The following is a 2,565-nucleotide window of genomic DNA, read 5'->3' as shown; positions in this document are numbered from 1 at the left end:
CCCCGGCCATGCGGCGCTTGTTGACCAGCATTGCCTGATCACTGCCCCATGGATCACAGATCTGGCAAATCTCGATATCACCCTGCAGGGCGAGGATCTCGCCAATCAGATGGCCTGACACTGTTTCTGGCCAGAGGGTAACCGTGATGACTTTCTGAAACTGCTGTGTCGGAACCTGCGTGGTGATGGTGCCCGTCACCTTGTCGCAATGAATATCCGAGGCTGGAAGGTTGGCCGACAGATTGCGGCTGATGGCCGGGAGATCGCGGCGATATTCGCCACTGACCAGCCCATTCAAGAACCCTGTCAGAAGACACGGTTGATCGTCGTCAGAACGGGCAAGCAACTCGGGGCGGTATTCCGAAAGAATGGCCGGGATCTTCTCTTCGGCATCCAGCAGGGGCTGCATCGCCTGAGCGGTTGCCATCAGATACCAGTCGATGAAGTAGCTTGATTTATATTGCTGTGCTTCTGCGGTGCCGATTTCGTCAAGAACAGCATTCGGCCAGGTGGCATCTGCGGCAATCTCGCGTCGGCGTTTAATCGCAAACAGCCGCACGGCGATGTTGCGTTTGCCAAGTTCCTGCAGCAGCGATTGACGGCCCAGCAGCAAGCTCTGTTGCTCGGTTTCGATCCTTGCGTCATAGCTGGTTCCTTGAAGATGCCAGACACGAGAAAGCGATCCATCCTTGCCACGGACAGTGACACCATCAACCGGATCAATTCCGTCGAGCTCCAACTCGTCCTGGAGCCAGTCTTGGGTAATGTCGCCCAGCAACAGGCGACGACCAGCTGGAACAACCAAGCCGCCAGCCATCCCACTCACAAGGCCAGTCGTGATCACATCGGTCCAGATCATTTGCGCCCTCCTGTGGTCAGGAGGCGCGCGCCCTTGCGGCTGCCCCAAAACATTGGGGCAACCAGCAACTCGCGGTCATGGTTCGGATTGATCCGCTGATGTTTGACGAGATAGATCCATGCGACGATAAATCCGAGCAGACCGCCTGGTATGACCAAAAACGGAATGTCGAACACGACGGGCAGCACAAAGCCCAGCACACCGGCAAGCCCTGCTACGAGAAGCAAACTGACGGGCAGGCCGATCAGGGTCATCTGTCGTTGGGCCTGGATAAGAACAGCACTGGCGGCTTTCATTTGAGAACCCCCAGAAGACCGGATGCGATGGCCGGGCCTGCGGTCACCAGAATGCCGCCAATCACCATCATGATGCCGCGCTGTGGATCAAGCCGACCGGTGAATGCCGCCCAGCCGCCATAGACGACAAGGCCAAGACCCAGCGCGATGGCAAATATTTTGCCAAAACCTTCAGCCAGCAGTTCGAGGAAGGAAACAACAGGATCCCACCAGTTCCCACCGGCAGTACTTTGGGCAAAGGCCGGTTCGGTCATCGCCAATGTCGCGAGGCCTGCGATGGCAGCAATTTTGAGAAGATTACGTTTATCCATGATCGGTTTTCCTTGTCGTCAAATCGTCAAAACGGTGAGGACGCCCAGCGTGAAGACGACGGCGACCAGATTGAGGGCGGTGAGGATGGAGATCAGCTTGACCATCTTGCGAAAGCGGTCCTGAGCCGTATCGGCGAGGCGGGCGGCTTCCTGCATGGCCGACAGACGTTCGCGCACGGCATCGGTCAGGGCTTCATTCTTGAAGTCCTCGATGGCGGCTGTGACATCACTGGTGAAGGCGTCTGCCTGTGCCTGAATGATCCCCGACAGGGTTCGGTTGTGCTGATCGATCAGGCGGCGGTGCTCGTCGAGCACGACCTTGTGGATAGTGTAGATCATGAGCACCGGATCACCGTCCTCGACGGTGACCTGATGAACTTTCCACAGATGGGTGCGCAGCTCTTCGATGCTGTCCATGGTCAGGGGCGGCGGCGGAGCCTCATCAAGAACACTGGCCATCACAGTACCGCCTGTTCCATGGAGGCCCCAATGCTACGCCAAGTCATCATCAGGCGTTGGCGCGACATCAAGGGAAAGTCGGCATGGCTGCCTGCCTCGTCGAAGGTCAGGCGGGCGCGCATCATCTGCTCGATGTCATGGCCAAAGGTTTCTTTGCGGACCTCGGGCAAGCGCACCAGCGCGTGAATGCGGTTCTTGTTTTTCTTGTAGAGACCTGAATGCTCGAAGCTCTCGATCTCACCGGATGCATTCTTGCGTTCGATCCGTCCGAAATACTCATTGAGCCAAACGACAACCGGAATATCAGGAACGCTTTGCAAAACCTGATGCAGGCCCTGCATGGTGTCGTTCAATGCTTGGCCGCCTGTCAGGACCGTGTGAAGCCGGACTTCATGACCGGCATCAGCCAGCATCTGCAGCGCCTGAGCTTCGACCATATAGCCTAGCAGCGGCAGGAAAGTGCTGGCCCCGTTATCGATGACGACAACGCCGTCTTCCGGGCCAGTCATGATCTGTTCGATCAGCGCATCGAAATAGCGCGGATTGATCTCATCGGGACGTTCGCCCAGGCGAATAGTCTCGACGGGGAAGGCTTTATATCCGGCAAAGGTCTGGTTGACCGGATCGGTGTCATAGCAAT

The 2,565-nt window shown here is 57.2% G+C and carries 5 protein-coding genes; all 5 read right to left on the bottom strand.

Features of this window, described 5'->3' with window-relative positions; translation table 11 throughout:
- Positions 1-859 (bottom strand): hypothetical protein (locus AAC599_RS20100; protein ID WP_340152146.1); only part of this gene is annotated, 859 nt, incomplete at its 3' end.
- Positions 856-1,155, bottom strand: coding sequence for a hypothetical protein (locus tag AAC599_RS20095; protein WP_340152145.1), 300 nt, complete (start codon positions 1,153-1,155; stop codon positions 856-858). The genes AAC599_RS20095 and AAC599_RS20100, both read right to left, overlap by 4 nt.
- Positions 1,152-1,466 (bottom strand): TrbC/VirB2 family protein, encoded by a 315-nt coding sequence (locus AAC599_RS20090; RefSeq protein WP_339683431.1) that lies wholly within the window; start codon positions 1,464-1,466, stop codon positions 1,152-1,154. Before AAC599_RS20090 ends, AAC599_RS20095 begins: the two co-directional genes overlap by 4 nt.
- Before the next feature lie 18 nt (positions 1,467-1,484).
- Positions 1,485-1,925, bottom strand: coding sequence for a hypothetical protein (locus AAC599_RS20085; protein WP_339683429.1), 441 nt, complete (start codon positions 1,923-1,925; stop codon positions 1,485-1,487).
- A partial coding sequence (locus AAC599_RS20080; protein WP_339683427.1) for a conjugal transfer protein TraL occupies positions 1,925-2,565 on the bottom strand: 641 nt, incomplete at its 5' end. The genes AAC599_RS20080 and AAC599_RS20085, both read right to left, overlap by 1 nt.

It is taken from the genome of uncultured Sneathiella sp., from assembly GCF_963976355.1.
Taxonomy (GTDB): domain Bacteria; phylum Pseudomonadota; class Alphaproteobacteria; order Sneathiellales; family Sneathiellaceae; genus Sneathiella.
This window is presented reverse-complemented; position numbering and strand designations above follow the sequence as displayed.